Raw genomic sequence first — 19,537 nt, forward strand, 5'->3', positions numbered from 1 at the left:
GGCGGTGCTCGCCGAGGTCGCCGCGCGGAAGCCCGCCCGCACACCGCCCCCTCCCCGGAAGGCCGGCCATGACCTCTCCCTCCCCCGGTGCCGTCAGCGTCGGCCCCGCCACCCGCGCCGAGTGGGAGCTCGTGCGGTCCTGGGCCGCGGAGGAGGGCTGGAACCCCGGACGGTCGGACGCCGACGCCTTCTTCGCGCAGGATCCGGCCGGCTTCTTCCTGGGACGGCTCGACGGGGAGCCGGTCTCCGCCGTCTCCGTGGTCACCTACGGGGAGGCGTACGCCTTCCTCGGCTTCTACCTCGTCCGCCCCGAACTGCGCGGCCGTGGCCTCGGGATCGCCACCTGGCGGGCGGGCCTGGCCCACGCGGACGGGCGGGCGGTCGGGCTCGACGGGGTTCCGGCGCAGCAGGACAACTACCGGCGCTCCGGCTTCGTCACCGCCTACCGCACCGCCCGATACGTCGGAGAAGTCCCGCCCCCGGAACGCCCGCCGACCGGGGTGGTACCGGCCGAACGCATCGACCCCGCACTCCTCGCCGCGTACGACTCCACCTGCCACCACGCCGAACGCCCCCGGTTCCTCTCCGCCTGGCTGACGACCCCGGGACACCGCGCCCTCGCACGGGTCGTCGACGGGCGGGTCACCGGCTACGGCGTCGTCCGCCCCTGCCAGGACGAGGCCCGTGTGGGGCCGCTGTTCGCGGACGGCCCCGCGGACGCGGCGGCCCTCCTCGACGCCCTCGCCGAGGCCGCCCGGGACTTCGGGGCACGGTCCGTCGCCGTCGACATGCCCGACACGAATCCGGCCGCGGCCCGCATCGCCGAGGAACGCGGCCTCGTCCCGACCTTCGAGACGGCCCGCATGTACACGGGCCCGGTGCGGCCGGTCGCCCGGGAGCGGGTCTTCGGCGTGACGACCCTCGAACTGGGCTGAGCGGTCGCTGGATCCGGCCTCCGGCGCCTGAGCCCGGGACTGGATCCGACATCTCGGACATCAGATCTAACATCCTGGATGTCGGATCCAGCATCCCGGACGTCGGATCCGATATCAGGTATCCGGGCGGATATCGGATCCGGCAAGACGCGCATGGGATCCAACACCCCACCTCCGGACCGGACTGGATCCAGTGCTACGGATATCGGATCCAACATCCGACAGCCGGCATCCAAGCCGGGTTGGATCCGATATCCCGGACGTCGGATCCGATCCAGGCCGGACTGGATCCGATATCCCGGATGCCGCATCCAACATCCGGCATCCAAGCCGCGCGCGACCCTCACCCCACCCCCGCCTGCGACCCCCCACCCCAGAAGGCGTACGCTCCCCCCGCGTGCCCCTTCGCGTGCCCGCGAGCGGGTCGGATTCGGCCAGTTCGTGTGCGGAAGGGGCGCATCGGGGGCGCTCGGGGCGGGCCAGGGTCGGGGCCTCGGGGTTCTCGGGTGGCCCCCCTTGGGGGGACCCCCCGCCCGAGGGTGAGGGGTGACAAGGGTTTTCCCCGTATCGCGTTCACCTCGGCGTTCCCTACTGTCCTCCGCACCGGCGGATACCATCCCCCGCATCGCATCTGACATGTGACAGGTGCATGCGGGGAGACCCACCGGTGACGGCCTTGACCCGGGCCGTCGGCGCCGGTGGCGGCGCACGGGCCCCCCAGCCCAGGGAACACGGCGGCGACCCCACTTCGCACCGTGCCTCCCGCGCCGCCGCCACTGCCCGCAACCACGTCGTACTCGAAAGGGCCAGCACTTTGAACGGTTCCAGGCGGAGAGTCATATCCGTGGTCGCCACCGCCGCGATCATCGGTGCCGCTGTCACCACCACCGGGGCGTTCGCCGCCGCCCCGGCCGCTCCCTCTCCGAAGCCGGCTCCGGCTCCGGCGTCGCAGAGCATGCGGGCGCTTCCCACCGCTCCGGTCGAGAAGGTCATCGTGACCTACAAGACCCAGGCGGCCGAGGCCGGTTCCAACGCGGCCGCCAAGACCGACACCGCCGAGAAGGCCGCGAAGACGGGCGAGAAGCTCTCCTTCGAGCGTCGCCTCGCCGGCGGCGGCGCCCTCGTCGACCTGGGCGAGACCGCCACCCCGCAGGACGTGAACGAGGTCATGGCCGCCTTCCGCGCCGACCCGTCCGTCGCGACCGTCGAGCCGGACATCCGCGCCTACGCCATGGCCGTGACCCCGAACGACACCGACTACGCCAAGCAGTGGGACCTCTTCGAGGCCACCGGCGGCATGAACGTTCCGTCGGCCTGGGACAAGACGACCGGCTCCGGCGTCACCGTCGCCGTCATCGACACCGGCTACGCGGCCCACTCGGACCTGGCGGCCAACGTGGTCTCCGGCTACGACTTCATCTCCTCCTCCGCCGACGCCCGCGACGGCAACGGCCGTGACGCGGACGCCAAGGACGAGGGCGACTGGAACGCCACCGACGGCGAGTGCGGCACCGGCTCGCGGGCGTCCAACTCCTCCTGGCACGGCACCCACGTGGCCGGCACCATCGGCGCCGTCACGAACAACAGCAAGGGCATCGCGGGCATCGCGTACAACGCGAAGATCCAGCCCGTGCGCGTCCTCGGCAAGTGCGGCGGCTCGTCCTCCGACATCGCCGACGCCATCACCTGGGCCTCCGGCGGCAACGTGCCGGGCGTCCCGGCCAACCCGACGCCGGCCAAGGTCATCAACCTGAGCCTCGGCGGCGCCAGCTCCTCCTGCCCGAGCGTCTACCAGACCGCCATCAACGGCGCCGTCTCGCGCGGTACCACCGTCGTCGTCGCCGCGGGCAACAGCAACGCCAACACCTCCGGCTTCACGCCCGCGAACTGCTCGAACGTCATCACCGTGGCGTCGACCAGCCGCGAGGGCAACCGGTCGTACTACTCCAACTACGGCAACCTCGTGGACGTGTCCGCCCCCGGCGGTGAGACCCGCCGCGCCACCGACACGCCCGGTACCGTCACCACCCCCGAGAACGGCATCTACTCCACGCTGAACTCGGGCACGACGACCCAGTCGCTGGAGAACTACAAGCCCTACCAGGGCACCTCCATGGCCGCGCCGCACATCGCCGGCCTCGCCGCCCTCCTGAAGTCGGCCAAGAGCACGCTCACCCCGGCCGAAATCGAGTCGGCGATCAAGAGCAACGCCCGCCCGCTGCCCGGCACCTGCTCCGGCGGCTGCGGCGCCGGCATCGCCGACACGGCCAAGACCGTGGACGCGGTCACCGGCACCACCACCCAGCCGGGCACCGTCTTCACCAACACGAACAACGTGACGATCTCGGACCACACCACCGTGTCGTCGTCGATCGCCGTCACCGGCCGCACCGGCAACGCCCCCGCCGCCCTCAAGGTCGGCGTGGACATCAAGCACACCTGGCGCGGGGACCTGGTCATCGACCTGATCGCCCCCGACGGCACCGTGCGCAACCTGAAGGGCTCCTCCGGCTCGGACAGCGCCGACAACGTCCTCGCGACGTACACGGTCGACGCCTCCAGCGAGGTCGCCAACGGCACCTGGCAGCTGCGGGTCCGCGATGTGGCCTCGGGTGACACCGGCTACATCGACTCCTGGAGTCTCACCTTCTGAGCCTCCGCTCCATCGTTCTGACACCACCCCCCACACCAGCATCATCGCTGGTCAGCGACGCCCTCGTGGTCTACACCACGGGGGCGTCGCCGGGTTCCGGAAAGGTATCCGCCCGGTGCCGGGTGTCCGTATGCCGGACACGGACCCTGGACGGCAGCGGTGGGCTCCGTATTCTCTGCGCAGGGCTCATGGGCGGGGCCCACGGGCGGAGGTGGCGACCAGGTGACGACGGTTCCGAACGGCCCCCTGCCCGCACGCACCCCCGGCACGGCCGGACCGCCGGCCCCGGTGGGCCGCGCGGAGCTGCTCGCCCGCCTCGAATCCGTCCTCCACGCGCGCGGTCGCGCCCTGCTCACCGGCCCCGCCGGCGTCGGCAAGACCGAGGTCGCGCTGGCCGCCGCCGCCCGGGCCGAGGCCCGCGGCGAAACCGTTCTGTGGCTCGCCGCGCTCCCCGCCGACCGCGCGATACCCGGCGCCGCCGCGGCCGCCCTGGTCGCCTCCGTCGCCAGCACCGTCGCCTGGCCGGGCCCGCGCGCCGGCGAAACGATCCCGCCCGCCGGTGACCGGCTCGCGGGTGAGGACGGCCCGGGCCCCGGTGGCGCCGCCCCCGGCGGCACGGTGCCCCTCGCCGGGGCGCTTCCCTCCGGGGTCTTCGCCTCCGGCGTCTTCGACGACCTGCCGGGCCCTCAGCGCACCGCCGTCGCGATGCTCTGCCGCGAGGCACCCATCCAGCAGGGCGGCTGGGACCCGATCGCGCTGCGCCTGGGCATCGCCCGCATCCTGCGCGCGCTGACCTCGCGGGGTCCGGTGCTGCTCGTCGTCGACGGCGCCGAGTTCCTCGACCCCGACAGCACCGACCTGCTCCGCTTCGCCCTGCACCTCGCGCCGCCGTCGCTGCGGGTGATCGCGGTCGAGACCCCGGAGCCGTACGGGGACACCCACCGCGCCGACGCTCCGGAGCCCGGCACCGGCGCCGCCGGGCACCCGGGCCGGTCGGGCGCGGGGCACTCGGCGCACCTGTGGGTGCCGTCCGAGGCCGACCTGCTGCTCGTGCCGCCGCTCCAGGCCGACGAGATCGCCGAACTCCTCATCCACCACCGGCTGCCGTCCCGGATGGCCGGCCGCATCCACCGCGCCAGCGGCGGCAACCCGCGGCTCGCGCTCGCCGTCGGCCGCTCCCTCGCCGACGCCCGCACGCCCGTCCACCACGCGGAGGCGCTGACCCTCTCCGGCCGCGCCCGCGACCTCGCCCGCCAGCTGCTGGGCGCCGCTCCCCCGCCCGTCCGGGCCACCCTGCTGCTCGCGGCCCTCGCCCTGCGTCCCTCGGCGACGCTGGTGCGGCGCGCCGGTCGGCCGAACGCGGAGGCGGACCTCGCGGCGGCCGAGCGGGCCGGCCTCGTGTCGCTCGCCGAGGACGGCTCCCTCGTCTTCACCGCCGGGCTGCTGCCCTCCACGCTGGTGCACGACGCCTGCTGGGCGGAGCGCAGCGCGGGCCACGCGGCGCTCGCCGAGGTCGTGGACGACCCGGTGGAGGCGGTACGGCACCGGGCGCTCGCCTCCGACCGGCCCGACGAGGAGCTGGCCGCCGAGGTGGCCGCCGCGGCGGAGGCCGCCCGGCGGCGCGGCAACAACGCGCTCGCCGCCGAACTGGCCCTGCTGGCCGCCGAGTCGACGCCCGGGCGGGACGGGGCGCGGCGGATCGCCCGCCTCGTGGACGCGGCCGAGGAGGCGGCCAGGGCCGCCCGCGCCGACCTCGCCATGCGGGCCACCACGGATCTGCTCGCCCGGGACGCCTCCCCCACCGACCGGGTGCGGGCCCGCCTCGCCGTCCTGGACACCGCGGGGCAGGGCCTCACCGACCTCGACGACATGTACGTGCACGCCATGGAGGACTCGGAGGGCGAGACCGCGCTGCGGGCCGCCGTACAGCTGCGTCTCGCCGTCAAGTACGTGCTCGCGGACGGCGATCCGGAGCGCTCCCGGACGGCGGCGATGGAGTCCGCTGCGCTCGCCGCCTCGGTCGGCGACCCGCGTACGGCCGCGCAGGCGCTGACCGTCCAGGCCCGCATGGAGCGGGCGCTCGGCTCCGCCGACGCCGAGCCGGTCCTGGCCCGGGCCCGCGAACTGGAGCTCACCGAGCGGCCGTTGGGCATCCGCAACGCCGCCCAGATCCTGACCATCCGCCATGCGCTCTTCGACGACCGTCTCGGCGACGCCCGCGACGAGCTGAACGCGCTGCTGCCGCTGGTGCAGCGGCGCGGTTCGGTGGAGGACGCCATCGAACTCTTCCGCACGCTCGCGGAGATCGAGTCGCGGATCGGCGCCTGCGGGGCGGCGCTCGCGCACGCGGGCCAGTCCCTCGCGCTCACTCTGGAGGCCGGTCTCTCCCCCGGCCCCGCCTGGTACGCGCTGGCGCTCGCCGAGACCGCTGGCGGCAGCCTGGCCCGGGCGGCCAGCTACGCGCGCCGGAGCGTGCAGGCCTCGGAGGAGGAGGGCGACCGGGTCTTCCTCTCGCGCAGCCGGTACGCCCTCGGGCGGGTCCAGCTGATCAACGGCGACGTCGCGGCGGCCCTGGAGACGCTGCGCCGGGTGCAGACCGACGAGCGGGCGCAGTCGACGGTCGACCCGTCGATGCTGCGCTGGCACGAGGAACTGGCCGAGGCCCTGCTGGCGCACGACGCCGTGGAGGAGGCGCTCGCGGTGCTGGCCGAGGTGCGTCCGGTCGCCCAACGCCTGGGACGGTCCACGGTGTTGCTGGGCTGCGACCGGGCGCAGGCGCTGTGCCAGGCGGCGGAGGGCCGGACGGACGAGGCGGCGGAGCTGCTGACCGGTACGGCGGGCCGGTTCGCGGAGGCGGGTCTGCCGCTGGAGCAGGGGCGGGCGCTGATGGCGCTGGCCCGGGTGGAGCGGAAGCGGCGGCGGCGCTCGGCGGCGCAGACCGCGCTGCACGCGGCCGCCACGATCTTCGAGCGGGCGGGCGCGGCGCCCTGGCTGGCACTGGCCACGGAGGCGCCGGCCGGCGAGCTGCCCGGGGCGGCGCCGGGCAGCGACGAGACCGCCACGGCGCTGGCCTCGCTGACCGAGGCGGAGCTGCGGCTCGCCCGGCTCGTGGGCCAGGGTGCCTCGAACCAGGAGGCGGCGGCCAAGCTCTTCCTGAGCGTGAAGACGGTGGAGGCCCGCCTGACCCGCATCTACCAGAAGCTGGACGTCCGCTCCCGCGCCCAGCTGGCGACGGCGCTGCGCCCCTGAGCCCGTACCCGCGCCGCCTCAGGGGCGGTGGACGGTCACGTATGCGCCTCGTACGGGAGCGCTCGCGGGGCCGGCGTCCGGGCCGGCGGGGGTCCACTCGGCGGTGACGCCGCCGAGGGCGGCGTCCGCCCCGTCCTCGGCGGCCGGCCGCAGGACGCGCCGGAGGCGCAGGGTGAGGGGCTCGGCCTCGTCGCCCACGCGGACGCGGATGTCGGTGTGGGCGGCGCCGTCGACGGCTTCCACCGGCTCGGCGTTCCCGGTGGCGGCGGCCGCGGTGTCGAGGAAGGCGGCGACGGTCGGGTCGGCGGCGTCGCTGACGGACTGCTGCTGGGGCACGGCCCGGCCGACGAGGAGGGCGTACAACTCGCGGACGAGGACCGGGTCGTGGGCGCCGTCGTAGATCCAGCGGGTGCCGAGGACGCCGTGCTCGGAGGTGCCGATGAGGGCGTGCCCGGCGCCGTCGAGGGGCTTGCCCCGGTACGTCATCGGCACCAGGTACGCGCCCGCGTCCGGGCCCTCGCCGTCGGTGACGACCATGAACTCGACGCCGACCTCGCCCTCGGGGTCGTCGAGGCGGAACCCGCCGGCCTTCACCGGCCGCGGGGCGCCCGGCCCGGCGGCGTACCAGGCGCGGGTCGGCAGCCAGTCGGCGAGGAGCTCCAGCTTGGTCGGCCGCATCGTGGTGCGGTGGATGAGGGCCATGATGGGGTCGCTTCCTCTCGTCGGGGCCGGGGCGCCCGTCAACGTAACAGAGGGCCGCGGGGGTCGGGCCGGGTCCCTCGGCCCTCCCCGCCCGGCACCGGACCCCCCGTGTGATGATCTGCGGGACGCGGGTCCGGAGGGGACCCGCGGGGGAGAGAGAACATGGGATTCACGGACGCCAACGGCGTCGACCTGTCGGGTGTCACCGGCAGGCTCATCCAGACGGTGGACCTGGTGCAGAACCCGGCCCCGCAGGCGATAGCCACCGACACGGTCAACGGACACGTGTTCGTCCTTCAGCTGGAGTCGTCGGCCACCGCGCCGGGCGATTCGGGCAACATGTACCTGAACCGGATCAGCCGCGCGACGGGCGCGGTCACCGGCTCCATGCGGCTGAAGGGCTTCGGTCACGGGCTCTCGATGGGCTGCCAGCCGGTGGGCGCCGACAGCTACCTGTGGACCGAGTGCGGTCCGGTGCACGTCACCAGCAGCGGCGTCGCGTTCGGGAAGAGCGTGACGCGCTTCAAGTTCGTCAAGGACGGGGTGCTCGACGCGGCGGCGATCCCGCAGGCGCAGAAGTTCACGCCGGCGGGCTCGACGGCGGGCACGGGCCCCTCGTTCGACCCGACCACGGGCCTGCTGACCGTCATGTACCACAAGGACGGAAAGCGGCACTTCACCCGGTACGACGCGAATCTCGCCGCCGCCGGTGACTGGACGCCCGTCGGCACGACGTTCGTCATGCCGGCCGGCGAGGGCGTCACCCCGTCCGTGCCGTCCCCGTACCCGCTGGTGAAGACGCTCACCTCGCAGGGCTACCAGACGCTGGGCGACGTGCTGTACGCGTACCACTGGGCGCCGTACGACGCGAAGACGTACCCGGACACGGTGCCGAGCGCCTTCCCCGGGATCGCCTTCATGACCTCGTACGACTGGACGACCGGGCAGCGCCTCGACCGACAGGTCGTCACGGGCGCGGACGGCCTGGAGCGGCGCGAGCCGGAGGGCGTGGCGGTCGAGGTCGACCCGTCGACGCAGGAGACCCGGTTGCTGTTCGGCTTCAGCAACACCGTGCCGGGCACGACGGGTTCGCGGGACGTCACGGTCTGCTGGTACCCGACGAAGCCCGCCGTCGACGGCGTGAAGGTGCTGTCGGACTGGGAGGACCTGACCCTCGCCTCCGGTGTCACCGCCGGGGCCGAGCGACCGCGCGGCCGGCTCGTCGCCCTCGCCGGCACCACCTATCTCCAGCTGCGCGGCACCCTCACCTGCAACCTCACCGCGGACAGCAGGATCGCGACCCTCCCGCACCGGCTCCGCCCGACCCGGCAGACCCGGCAGAACGTGCCGCGGAACAACAGAACCGGGCGCTGCGTCTGCCGCGTCGAGGCGAACATCCGGGGCGAGCTGTGGGCGTACGGCGCCTACGCCGACAACGCGATCACCTGGATCGACCTGGACGGCGTCTCCGTCGCCTGGCGCTGACGCGCCGACCTCACCGCTTTTTCGACTCCCCTTCTCCAGAGGACCACTTCATGACCACGTCGCACCCGGCGCCGACCAGCCGCCGCTCCCTGCTCACCGCCGCCCTCGCCGCGCCCGTCGCGGCCGTCGCCGTCCCGCTCGCCACGGCCGCGCCGGCCGCCGCCGAGGTGGTCGACGGCTGCCAGACCGTCGTCGACTGGACCGCCATCACCCCCGCGGCCGGGATCACCCCCGCCTCCGCCGCCCCGCTCCAGGCCCGGGTCATCCGCCTCGCCGGCACCGAGTTCCTCCAGCTGCGCGGCACCCTCACCTGCAACCTCACCGCCGACGCCACCCTCGGTACACTCCCGGCCACGATCGTCCCGCCCAAGCTGACCCGGGGCGTCGTGCCGCGCAACAACAGCCAGGGCATCAACGCGATCCGCGTGGAGGCGAACACGGCCCGCGCCCTCAAGGTGTACGGCCCCCAGACCTCCAACCCGGTGACCTGGATCCAGCTGGACTCCTTCTCGTCCGTCCTGCGCTGACGCGCCGGCGGGGGGCCGTTTCGGCGTGTCTGACGCGGACCGGGAGGTCAGCTCGCCGGAGCGGCCTCCCGGGCGTCGGAGCGGACGGTGTCCGAGAGGACGGCGGGGGTGGGGCCGTCGGGGCGGACGGTGAGGCCGTAGGCGGTTCGGTGGGGGTGGGAGCGGAAGCGGGGGGACGGGCCGGGGAGCAGGTGTTCGAGGAGGGTGACGGACTCGCGGAGGGCGAACTGGAGGCCCAGGCAGGCACGGGGGCCGATGCCGAACGGCAGGTAGGCGCCGGGGTGTCCGGGGCGGCGGCCGGGGGTGGTGAAGCGGGTGGGGTCGAAGTCCGCGGGTTCCGGCCAGAGTTCGGGGTCGCGGTGGGTGAGGTAGGGGCAGACCAGGAGGTCGGTTCCGGCGGGCAGGGGGTGGCCGGCGAGGGTGTCGGCCTCGGCGGCGTGGCGGGGCAGGATCCAGGCGGAGGGGTAGAGCCGGAGCGTCTCGTGGACGAGCGCCTGGACGGCCCGCTGCCGTTCGGGTGAGCCTTCGGGCCCCGCGGCGAGGGCGTGTTCGCGGGCCTCGGGGTGGCAGTCGAGGAGGAGATACAGCCAGGTCAGGGTGGTGGCGGTGGTCTCGTGCCCGGCCACGAGGAGGGTGACGAGTTCGTCGCGGATGAGCCGGTCGGTGTACTCGGGGCGGGTCTCGGCGGCGTCGACGAGGACGCGCAGCAGGCCGGGGCCTTCGGGTCCCGCGGCGGTCTCCCGGGCGGCGTGGACGGCCCGTTCGGCGACGGCGTCGATGCGGGCGATGTCGGCGGCGACGGCCGCCTGGGCGGCGAACGCGTCGGCGGGCAGGCTCGGGAGGACGGCCACCACCTGGGCCACGGCGGCGAGTTCGTGCTCGGTGTCCGGGTCGAGCGGGTGGCCGGTGAGGGCGCGCCAGATCGTGTCGAGGGCGAAGCGCCGCATCTCGTCGCCGAGGTCGAAGACCTCCCCCGTACGGGCGTACGCCTTCCAGCGCGCGGCCGTCGTCCGGGCGGCCGCGGTGATCCGCTCCTCGTAGCGGCGCATGCCGGGGCCGGTGAACTGGGACTGGAGGAGGCGGCGTTGGCGCTGCCAGGCCTCGCCGGTGGCGGAGAGGACGCCGTCTCCGACGAGGAGGCGGGCGCGGTGCGAGCGTTTGACGTACCGGTCGGGGTACTGGGCGAGGACGTGCCGGACGGCGTCGGGGTCGGTGACGAGCACGGTGGGCGCGGCCCCGGGCGCGGGGCGGAACGCGCCGATGCCGCCGAGCCGTTCGCGTACGAGGGTGAGCAGGTCGACCAACTCGCCCCCGTCGGCGTGCCACCGGGCCACGGCGTCGGGGTCGATTTCGGGGATGCCCACGGAACGGCTCCTGTTCGGCGCCCGCACGCCCTCGCGTGCGGGAGGGTGGCGCGCGGTCATCTCGCACTGTAGGGGTGCGGTGGCGCGGCGCGACAGCGCGTCGCCGGTCAGGGTGTCATGGCGGTGTGGCGGAGTGGCGTGAAGTGGAGGTTGTTCGGGGTGTGTTCGGGTTCCGGTGGGTGGGGGATCGATACGTCTGGGCCGCTCTGTTGACGTGCTCGCAACAGTAAGGAAGGTTTACTTACGACAGGTTTCCGGCCAGGAGGAGACGACCACCATGCGCAGAGCGATTCCGGCCGCGGCAGCGGCGGCCCTCGCCGGACTGGTCGCCGCGGGGCTGATGACCCCGTCGGCCCGTGCCGACACCGCCCCCGCCCTCACCGCGTCCGTCGCCCAGGCGAGCGTCTGGAGCAGCGGCTACGGGGCCGACGTGACCGTCGCCAACGCCGGGGACGCCCCGGCGGTCGGCTGGACGGTCGAGTTCGACCTGCCCGAGGGCACCTCGGTCAGCAGCCACTGGTCGGCGACGAAGAGCCAGAGCGGCCGGCACTACACGTTCACCGACGTCTCCTGGAACAGGTCGGTCGCACCGGGCGGGACGCAGGGCTTCGGATTCAACGCGAGCGGCCTCGGCCTCCCGCTCAACTGCACGGTCAACGGCTCCCCTTGCGAGGGCGGCGCCACCCCGACGCCGACGCCCACGCCGACGCCCACACCCGCTCCTACTCCCACGCCGTCCCCCACGCCCAGTCCCACCACCGCCCCGCCCACCGGTCCCCTCGTCGACGTCGCCACCGCCGCGGAGCTTCAGGCCGCGCTCGCCTCGGCCGTGCCCGGGCAGACGATCCGGATGGCGCCCGGCGAGTACCGGGGCTCCTTCGTCGCCCAACAGCCCGGCGCGGCGGACCGGCCGATCACGCTCACCGGCCCGCGTACGGCGGTGCTCGTCAACGACGGGCCCACCGGCAGCGGCCCCTCCTGCCCCGCGCCGACCGCCGGCTGGGACCCGGGCTACGGCCTCTGGCTGTACCGGGCCCCGTACTGGAACCTGGAGGGCTTCACCGTCCGGGACTCCAAGAAGGGCCTGGTCGTCGACGCCTCCCCGCACGTGACGGCGGACGGGCTGTACGTGCACCGCGTCGAGGAGGAGGGCGTGCACTTCCGCCGCTCCTCGGCGGACGGCGTGCTCCGCGACTCGACGGTCGAGGAGACGGGCCTGGTCCAGCCCGGTTACGGCGAGGGCGTGTACATCGGTTCGGCCGGGTCCAACTGGGGCTGCCACGGCAACGAGGGCGGCGCCGACCGCTCGGACCGGGTGCTGGTCGAGAACAACCGCATCGGCCCGGGCGTCGCCGCCGAGGCGATCGACGTCAAGGAGGGCACCTTCGGCGGCGTCATCCGCGGCAACACCTTCGACGGGCGCGGGATCAGCGGCCAGAACTCGGCGGACTCGTGGATCGACGTGAAGGGCGTCGACTACCTCATCGAGGGCAACACCGGCACGTTCACCGCGCCGGGCACCTTCGCCAACGGGTACGAGACCCACAACCCGCTCACCACGCCCGCCTTCCCGAACGGCTGCGGCAACGTCTGGCGCGGCAACGACTCGGACCTGGGCGGGGTGGGAGCGTACGCCGTCAGGATCACGTCGACGTCGAAGTGCCCGGGCCGGCTCAACGTCGTCCACGCCTCGAACACGGTGCGCGGCGCCACCAGCGGGCTGACCAACATCGCGGTCACCCCGTAGGCTCCGGGTCGCTGTCCGGATCCCCGCCCGAGTCCCCGCCCGGATCCCCGTCCCCCTCTCCGTACGACTCGAACCAGTGCCGGTCGAAGTACCGGGCGGTGGAGAAGGGGTGGTGCCGGTCGGTGAGGAGGCGGTACAGGAACTCGGAGATCGTGCCGTCGAACCTGACCCAGGAGGCGAAGTCGTCCTCGACGGCGACGATCGGCCAGCGGTCGGGATCGCGGCCCTCGGTGAGCCAGTAGGACGTGTCGGCCTGCTCCGTGTCCCCCCACTGGAGCAGGCCGCCGGGCGCGGGGTACACCTCGTACGGCTCCCACAGCGCGCCGCCGTGCGCGCGCACGTGCTCGGCGAGCCGGAACGCCTTCCCGGCGAGGTCCGAGCCGCGCCCGTCCGGCCCGCGCCCGTCCGGGCCGCGCCCGTCCGGCCCGCGCCCGTCCGAGCCGCGCCCGTCGGGGTCGGGCACGTACAACCTGAGGTAGCCGTCGAAGGCGCCCTCGCCGAAGACCTCGGCGAGCTGCTTGTAGTCGGCGGGGAGCGCCGTGCCGAGCCGTTGCTCCACCGCCGGCCAGTCGACCGCGTGGCGGGGCCCGGCGAGGTCCCGGCCGGTCGTGGCGAGGACCCCGCCCAGCCAGGTGGCCCCCTCGGGGAGCTCGGCGGCCGCGCTCCTGCCCTCCGCGACGACCAGCACGGGCCGGACGCCGAATGGATCCCGTACGGCTCCGAGGCCGATCCACCGTCCGCCGTGCGACCAGCCCCGCATGCCGACGACCCGGTCCCCGAAGGGGGTGAGCAGCGGCCGTCCGGTGAGGTCGGTGACGTACGGGTCGACGGCCCCGTCCCGCGCGAGGTTCCGCGCCCGGCCGTACCGCTCGACGAGCGCCCGCCGCAGGGCGTCGAACGCGGCCTCGCCCTCCGGCGGCGTCATGCAGACGTGCCCGTCGGGGTGACCGGGTTCCGCGCAGCGGAGCTCGTCGCTGTCGGCCCAGGCGCGGCGCTGCAGACGGGCGAGGAGCTCTTCGAGGGCGTCGGCGGGGGTTGCGTCGTACTCGTGTGGCAGGTTCACGTCGGGAATGCAACCAGACGCCACCGACAGCCGCACCGTCGTCGTGACGACCATGGCGGGAAACTCTGAATGGTGGTTCACTTCTTCCATGGCCTACCGCAAGACCCCTGCCGAGCTCCGCCGGCTCGAAGCCGCCCGCGAGCACCTGGTCGTCCGCGCCACCTCCGTCGTCGCCGAGGTGGGCTGGGCCCAGGCGTCCGTGACGGCGGTCGCCGACGCCGCCGGCATCGCGGCCGGCTCCGTCTACCAGCACTTCCCGTCCAAGGCGGCGCTCGCCGTGGAGGTCTTCCGGCGGGCCGCCGGGCGCGAGGTCGAGGTCCTCGGCGAGGTCCTGGCCGAGCCCGGCGACCCCGTCGAGCGGCTGAGCCGCGGCATCCAGGTCTTCGCCCGCCGCGCCCTGGAGAACCGCGGGCTCGCCTACGCTCTGCTCGCCGCCCCGGCCGAACCCGCCGTCGGCGCCGAGCGGCTCGACTTCCGGCGCCGCTACCGCGCGCTCTTCGCCGAGGTGGTGCGCGAGGGGATCGCGGAGGGGGTGCTGCCGGAGCAGAACGGGGAGATCACCGCCGCCGCGCTCACCGGCGCGGTCGGCGAGGTCCTCGTCGACCCGCTCAACACCCCCGGCACGACCACCACCGACGCCCTCCTCGCCGAACTCACCGCGATGGCGCTGCGCTGCGCGGGCGCCCCCTCGCCCTGACCGCCTCCGCGGGCGGGGGACCCGTACCCCTGACGCGTCATTCCTCGTCTCTTCCCCCCTTCCCCCCTCACCCTCACCCCTCACCTCTCGCCCTCATCCGTCCGCCCGAATCCGTCTCCCGGAGGAGCGCACACCGTGACCACGACTCCCGGCTCCGGCTCCGGCTCCGGCCCCGCCCCGAGCACTCCCAAGAGCCGCCCCACCGCCGTGACGCACGCCGTCACCAACCAGGCCCCGCCGCTCACCGGCCACGACGCCGCCGACGACCCGGTGCTGCTCGAAGGCCTCGTCCGCGAGGGCGCCGGCTGGCACCTGGAGGACCTGCACCGCTTCGGCCGGGTCGTCACCGGCGAGGAGGCCCAGCACTGGGCCGACCAGGCCAACCGCAACGAGCCCGAGCTGCGCACCCACGACCGGTACGGCAACCGGGTCGACGAGGTCGAGTTCCACCCGGCGTACCACCGGCTCATGGACCTCTCCGTCGGCGAGGGCCTCGCCGGCGCCGCCTGGGCCGACGAGCGGCCCGGCGCCCATGTGGCGCGCGCCGCCGGCTTCATGCTCGCCACCACACTGGAGCCGGGCCACCTGTGCCCGGTCTCGATGACGTACGCCGTCGTCCCCGCACTGCGCCACTCCCCCGAGCTCGCGAAGACGTACGTGCCGCTGCTCACCAGCCGGTCGTACGAGCCCGGCCTGCGCACCCCGACGGAGAAGCGCGGGCTGCTCGCCGGAATGGGCATGACCGAGAAGCAGGGCGGCAGCGACGTCCGCGCCAACACCACCACCGCCACCGAACTCCCCGACGGCACCTGGCGGTTGCGCGGCCACAAGTGGTTCACCAGCGCGCCGATGAACGACCTCTTCCTCGTACTCGCGCAGGCGCCCGGCGGACTCTCCTGCTTCCTCGTCCCGCGGGTCCTGCCCGACGGCAGCCGCAACACCTTCCGCATCCAGCGGCTCAAGGACAAGCTCGGCAACCGCTCCAACGCCTCCAGCGAGCCGGAGTTCGACGACACGGTGGCGTGGCTCGTCGGCACCGAGGGCAAGGGTGTGCGGACCATCATCGACATGGTGACGATGACCCGCCTGGACTGTGTACTCGGCTCCGCCGCCGGCATCCGCGGCGCGCTCGCGCAGGCGGCCCATCACGCCCGCCACCGCTCGGCGTTCGGCGCGAAGCTGATCGACCAGCCGCTGATGCGTAACGTCCTCGGCGACCTGGCCCTCGAATCGGAGGCCGCCACCACGCTCGGCCTGCGGCTCGCCGGCGCCGCCGACCGCGCCCGCCTCGGCGACGAGCGCGAGCGCGCCTTCCTCCGCCTCGCCACCGCCGTCGGCAAGTACTGGGTCTGCAAGCGGCAGCCCGCCGCGGTCGCCGAGGCCCTGGAATGCCTCGGCGGCAACGGCTATGACGAGGCGTCAGGCATGCCGCGCATGTACCGCGAGGCCCCGCTCAACAGCATCTGGGAGGGCTCCGGCAACGTCAGCGCCCTCGACCTGCTGCGCGCCCTCGCCCGCGAACCGGAGGCCCTGGACGCCTTCCGTACGGAGGTGGAGGCGGCGTCCGGCGCGGACCGGCGGCTCGACGCGGCCTGGACCGCCCTCCAGGGCGAGCTGCGCCTCACCGAGGACGCCCCGCTGCGCGCCCGCCGGGTCGCCGAGCGGGCCGCGCTCGTCCTCCAGGGCTCGCTCCTCGTCCGGCACGCCCCGGCGGCGGTGGCCGACGCCTTCTGCGCGTCGCGCCTCTCCGGCGACCAGGGCCTCGCCTTCGGCACCCTCCCGCCGGGCACGGACTTCGCGGGGCTGCTGACGCGCCTGCCTGTCCGACCTGTCTGACCCGTCCGACGCGTCCGACGCGTCCGACGCGTCCGACGCGTCCGAGAAGGATTCACCCCCGCCGCGGAAGATTTCCGCAGCGGGGGTGAATCCTTTTCGGGGGTCGCCGCCTCCTATCCCCGTACCGGCCGCACGGGCCGGTCAGCGGAAGGAGACACCCATGTTGGTCACCACCCTCGTCGTCGTCGGAGCCGTCCTCGTCGGAGCGTGCGGCTGGCACCTGCTGCGGCGGTACCGGAGCCGGGCCTGAGCCGGCCCCGGAGTCCGCGGAACACCACTTGGATGGGCACATGAACCGACCCTTCTCCTGGCCCGACGAGCGGCTGGTCAAGGCGGCGCAGGACGGCGACGTCGCCTCGCTGACCACCGTCGTCATGGAATCCCAGCCGCACGTGCGGAAGTTCGCCCTCTCCCTGTGCGCCTCGCCGCAGGACGCGGAGGACGCGGCGCAGGAGGCGCTGATCATCCTGTACCGGAAGATCGGCACCCTGCGGGCGTCCGGGGCGCTCGCCTCGTGGATGTTCCGCATCGTGCGCAACGAGTGCCTCCGGCAGGTGCGCCAGCTGGTGCGGCGCGGCGAGGAGCCGGAGGCCGGGCCCGAGGCGGCCTCGGAACCCTCCGCCGAGGAGGCCGTCCTGCACCGCCTGGAGGCCCGGCGGATCGCCGCCGCCGTCGGCGCCCTCCCCCGCGACCAGCGGCAGGTCCTGATCATGCGGGACGTGCAGGGCCTGCCCGGCAGGACCGTGGCCCACGCCCTCGGCCTGAGCAACGCGGCGATGAAGTCCCGCCTCCACCGCGCCCGCACCACCCTCCGCCAGTCCCTCGCGGCCCATCCCACCGAAGGAGACCCGCACCCATGACCACCACCACTGCCACCCCGCCCGGCCTCGACACGCACACCGACGCCCACGCCCACGCCGACGCCCACGCCGACGTCCGCACCGTGACCCGGACCACCCCCCAGGCCCCCGATTTCGCCAGCACCTCCGTCCCCCGCCACCTCGCCCGCGGCGCGCTCGGATTCGGGCTGGTCGTCGGCGCGGTCGCGCTGGTGCCGGTGGCCGGGCCCGTCAGCCTGCTCGCCGCCCCGCTGGCCCTGATCGCCTTCCGGGGCTGCCCCACCTGCTGGGCGGTCGGCCTGGCGCAGACGATCTCCCGGGGCCGTCTGGAGCGGCAGTGCGTCGACGGCGTCTGCACCCTCGCCAAGGCCCACCCGCACCCGCACCCGCACCCGCACCCCGGGCGTAAATCCCGGCGGTCCGCGGAGGCCGGCTGTTAGGCTGGTGAGGACGTTGATCGTGTATCGAGGAGAGCAGCAGACGTGGCGGGTGACGACGACATCTCCGGGTGAGATCCGGATCTGACGGCCACCGGACGCGCCGAGGAGCGCACACCGGGGTGGCCCGTTCGTCGTACCCCAGCACTCAGTCCCCCGCCTGCCCGGGGCGGAGCCGTGTCCGCGCGCCCGCCGCCGCCCCCTCCCTCCCCGCGAGGTCACCTTCATGTCCCATGCCACCGTCGTCTGCTCCGGCCTCTCCTTCTCGTGGCCGGACGACACCCCCGTCTTCGACGAGCTGTCCTTCAGCCTGGCCGCCGGCCGGACGGGCCTGGTCGCGCCCAACGGCTCCGGGAAGAGCACCCTCCTGAAGCTCGTCGCCGGCGAGCTGCGGCCCACCGGCGGCTCCGTCGCGGTCGGCGGCACCCTCGGATACCTGCCGCAGAGCCTCCCGCTGACCGCCGGCCTCACCGTCGCCGACGTGCTCGGCGTCGCCGACGTCATCCGCGCCCTGGACGCCGTCGAATCCGGCGACGTCGCCGAGGAGCACTTCGCCGCCATCGGCGACGACTGGGACATCGAGGAACGCACCCGTGCCCAGCTCGACCGGCTCGGCCTCGGCGCGCTCGCCCTCGACCGCACCCTCGGCACCCTCAGCGGCGGACAGATCGTCTCCCTCGGGCTGGCCGCGCAGCTCCTGAAGCGGCCCGACGTGCTGCTGCTCGACGAGCCGACCAACAACCTCGACCTGGAAGCCCGGCACAAGCTGTACGACGCGCTGTCGGACTTCGACGGCCTCCTCCTGGTCGTCGCCCACGACCGGGCGCTGCTCGACCGCATGGACTCCATCGCCGAGCTCGGCTCCTCCCGACTGCGCCTGTACGGCGGGGACTTCACGTCCTACGAGGAGGCCGTGCGCGCCGAGCAGGACGTCGCCGAGAAGAACGTGCGCCACGCCGAGCAGGAACTGAAGCGCGAGAAGCGGGAGTTGCAGCAGGCCCGCGAGCGGGCCGAGCGCCGGGCGAGCAACGCCGCCCGCAACCTCAAGAGCGCCGGCCTGCCCAAGATCTTCGCCGGCACCATGAAGCGCGGCGCCCAGGAGTCCGCCGGCCGGGCCGGGCAGACCCACGCCTCCCGGGTCGGCGAGGCGCAGGCCCGGCTCGACGAGGCCGGGCGGGCGCTCCGGGACGAGCAGCGGCTGGTCCTGGACCTGCCCGACACCCGGGTGCCCGCCGGGCGCGACCTGTTCCTCGGCGAGGGGCTGCGGGTCCGGCACGACGGCCGGGAGCTGTTCGGCGCGGGCGGTGTCGACCTGTCCGTGCGCGGTCCCGAGCGGATCGCGCTCACCGGCCCCAACGGCTCGGGGAAGACCACCCTGATGCGGATCGTCTCCGGTGAACTCGCCCCGGATTCGGGGGAGATCAAGCGGAGTGGCGGGCGCGTCGCCGTCCTCTCCCAGCGGCTCGACCTCCTCGATCCGGAGCGGACGGTGGCGGAGAACTTCGCCGCGTTCGCGCCCGAGCGGCCCGAGGCGGAGCGGATGAACCTGCTCGCCCGCTTCCTCTTCCGCGGCGCGGGGGCCCATCTGCCGGTCCGGGTCCTCTCCGGCGGCGAGCGGCTGCGGGCCACTCTCGCCTGTGTGCTGTACGCCGAGCCGGCCCCGCAGCTGCTGCTGCTCGACGAGCCGACGAACAACCTCGACCTGGTCAGCGTGGGCCAGCTGGAGGGGGCGCTCCAGTCGTACCGGGGCGCGCTCCTCGTGGTCAGCCACGACGAGCGGTTCCTCACCGAGATCGGGGCGGACCGCCGGCTGCGGCTCGACGGCGGCACGCTGCGGACCGCGGGAACCCCGGAGTGACCGGCCGTGACGCGTGAGCCGCGACCTCTGGTAGGAAACCTTACTATCCGCTAACATCCCGGCAGCGGCCCGGCGCGGCGGCCCTCTCCGAGGGGCGTGACGCGCTCAGCGAGAGCTCTGACCCGGCCGCCGAGCACCACCCCGT

At 74.3% G+C, this 19,537-nt stretch carries 14 protein-coding genes; 11 read left to right on the top strand and 3 right to left on the bottom strand.

The features are described from left to right. The first annotated feature begins 68 nt into the window (after nucleotides 1-68). The 3 genes from HHL19_RS21210 to HHL19_RS21225 all read left to right on the top strand — a co-directional run bounded on the left by HHL19_RS21210 (nucleotide 69) and on the right by HHL19_RS21225 (nucleotide 6,837). Entirely contained in the window at nucleotides 69-935 is an 867-nt protein-coding gene (locus HHL19_RS21210; protein WP_169091858.1) for a GNAT family N-acetyltransferase, read from the top strand. Between the two features lie 955 nt (nucleotides 936-1,890). Continuing rightward, a complete protein-coding gene (locus HHL19_RS21220; RefSeq protein WP_169091859.1) occupies nucleotides 1,891-3,588 on the top strand; it encodes a S8 family serine peptidase in 1,698 nt (565 codons plus the stop codon). 222 nt (nucleotides 3,589-3,810) lie between these two features. Next, nucleotides 3,811-6,837 carry a helix-turn-helix transcriptional regulator gene (locus HHL19_RS21225; protein ID WP_346768325.1) on the top strand — a complete coding sequence of 1,009 codons (3,027 nt, stop codon included), beginning with the start codon at nucleotides 3,811-3,813 and terminating at the stop codon, nucleotides 6,835-6,837. Nucleotides 6,838-6,855: 18 nt separating this feature from the next. Here the strand turns inward: HHL19_RS21225 and HHL19_RS21230 are convergent, their stop codons facing one another. After that, nucleotides 6,856-7,539, bottom strand: a complete 684-nt coding sequence (locus tag HHL19_RS21230; protein WP_169091860.1) for a 1,4-alpha-glucan branching protein — start codon at nucleotides 7,537-7,539, stop codon at nucleotides 6,856-6,858. A gap of 162 nt (nucleotides 7,540-7,701) precedes the next feature. On the opposite strand from HHL19_RS21230, the gene HHL19_RS21235 reads away from it, so the two are divergent. Both HHL19_RS21235 and HHL19_RS21240 read left to right on the top strand, forming a co-directional pair. Beyond that, a complete protein-coding gene (locus HHL19_RS21235; RefSeq protein WP_169091861.1) occupies nucleotides 7,702-9,024 on the top strand; it encodes a hypothetical protein in 1,323 nt (440 codons plus the stop codon). Nucleotides 9,025-9,074: 50 nt separating this feature from the next. Then, entirely contained in the window at nucleotides 9,075-9,551 is a 477-nt protein-coding gene (locus tag HHL19_RS21240; RefSeq protein ID WP_169091862.1) for a hypothetical protein, read from the top strand. A gap of 47 nt (nucleotides 9,552-9,598) precedes the next feature. On the opposite strand, the gene HHL19_RS21245 is transcribed toward HHL19_RS21240, so the two are convergent. After that, nucleotides 9,599-10,915, bottom strand: coding sequence for a cytochrome P450 (locus HHL19_RS21245; protein ID WP_346768326.1), 1,317 nt, complete (start codon nucleotides 10,913-10,915; stop codon nucleotides 9,599-9,601). A gap of 277 nt (nucleotides 10,916-11,192) precedes the next feature. Between HHL19_RS21245 and HHL19_RS21250 the strand changes: the two genes are divergently transcribed. Beyond that, nucleotides 11,193-12,662 (top strand): cellulose-binding domain-containing protein, encoded by a 1,470-nt coding sequence (locus HHL19_RS21250; RefSeq protein ID WP_169091864.1) that lies wholly within the window; start codon nucleotides 11,193-11,195, stop codon nucleotides 12,660-12,662. Here HHL19_RS21250 and HHL19_RS21255 read toward each other — a convergent pair. Then, entirely contained in the window at nucleotides 12,652-13,725 is a 1,074-nt protein-coding gene (locus HHL19_RS21255; protein ID WP_169091865.1) for a hypothetical protein, read from the bottom strand. The genes HHL19_RS21250 and HHL19_RS21255 overlap by 11 nt on opposite strands. Nucleotides 13,726-13,813: 88 nt before the next feature. Between HHL19_RS21255 and HHL19_RS21260 the strand changes: the two genes are divergently transcribed. From HHL19_RS21260 to HHL19_RS21280, 5 genes are all read left to right on the top strand, one after another. Beyond that, nucleotides 13,814-14,422: a TetR/AcrR family transcriptional regulator gene (locus tag HHL19_RS21260; RefSeq protein WP_169091866.1), complete on the top strand. Its 609-nt coding sequence runs from the start codon at nucleotides 13,814-13,816 to the stop codon at nucleotides 14,420-14,422. 207 nt (nucleotides 14,423-14,629) lie between these two features. Continuing rightward, nucleotides 14,630-16,258, top strand: coding sequence for an acyl-CoA dehydrogenase family protein (locus tag HHL19_RS21265; protein WP_346768331.1), 1,629 nt, complete (start codon nucleotides 14,630-14,632; stop codon nucleotides 16,256-16,258). Nucleotides 16,259-16,548: 290 nt separating this feature from the next. Continuing rightward, entirely contained in the window at nucleotides 16,549-17,118 is a 570-nt protein-coding gene (locus HHL19_RS21270; protein ID WP_169091868.1) for an RNA polymerase sigma factor, read from the top strand. After that, the gene (locus tag HHL19_RS21275; RefSeq protein WP_240981750.1) at nucleotides 17,115-17,537 is read left to right on the top strand and encodes a hypothetical protein; all 423 of its coding nucleotides are present in this window, start codon (nucleotides 17,115-17,117) and stop codon (nucleotides 17,535-17,537) included. The genes HHL19_RS21270 and HHL19_RS21275 overlap by 4 nt, the downstream gene beginning before the upstream one ends. A 223-nt stretch (nucleotides 17,538-17,760) precedes the next feature. Further along, entirely contained in the window at nucleotides 17,761-19,392 is a 1,632-nt protein-coding gene (locus tag HHL19_RS21280; protein WP_169091869.1) for an ABC-F family ATP-binding cassette domain-containing protein, read from the top strand. Nucleotides 19,393-19,537: the final 145 nt, after the last annotated feature.

The sequence above is a fragment of the Streptomyces sp. R302 genome, assembly GCF_012927245.1.
Lineage (GTDB): Bacteria > Actinomycetota > Actinomycetes > Streptomycetales > Streptomycetaceae > Streptomyces.